Annotated in this window: 1 protein-coding gene; it reads right to left on the reverse strand. The window is 77.2% G+C overall.

Annotation, left to right across the window (positions count from 1 at the left end; translation table 11 throughout):
• Window positions 1–488 (reverse strand): PQQ-binding-like beta-propeller repeat protein (locus A4V12_RS39730; protein ID WP_350498010.1); only part of this gene is annotated, 488 nt, incomplete at its 3' end.
• Between the last annotated feature and the right edge of the window lie 113 nt (window positions 489–601).

Raw genomic sequence — 601 nt, forward strand, 5'->3', positions numbered from 1 at the left:
GGGCCGTAAGTGGGCACCTGGCTCTCCTGCCGTCCGTCGGAGGCGCGGAAGGCGCACACGACCCGGGCGCGGCTGCCGACGTGGACGCTGCCCCCGGACACGACCGGCCCGCCGTGCAGTTCGCCGCCGGTGGGGGCCTCCCACAGGCGGGTGCCGGCGCGCGCGGCGAGGGGGTAGACACTGCCGTCCCCGGGGGGGACGAAGACACGGCCGCCGTGGACGGCGGGGGCGCCGCGGGCGGCACGGGCGCCCGGGCGCGCGGGCCACAGGAGGGCCCCCGCCCCCGCGTCGGGGGGGCGCCCCAGCCCCCCCCCGTCGCCGCGGAGGGCCCGGGCGCCCGCGACCCCCGGGGGGGGGGGCGGGGTGGGGCGCGGTGGGGCGGCGGGGGGAGGGGGGGGGGGGGGGGGGGGGCGGGGCGGGGGTTCTTTTTTTTGGTTTTTAAACTTTTCGGCTAGCACTCGGTCCGCCGAGTGAAGAACAGGCCCCATAGGCGTACCCGGCCTTACTGCTGCCGAGCAGCCCACCTGTTATCTTACTCCTGTTGGTCGTCCGCAGAATTCGACAAACGGCGACGGGCCCGGGGCGCAAAACACGCCACGGG

Origin of the sequence: Streptomyces noursei (assembly GCF_001646665.1) — a bacterium.
Taxonomy (GTDB): Bacteria; Actinomycetota; Actinomycetes; order Streptomycetales; family Streptomycetaceae; genus Streptomyces; species Streptomyces lavendulocolor.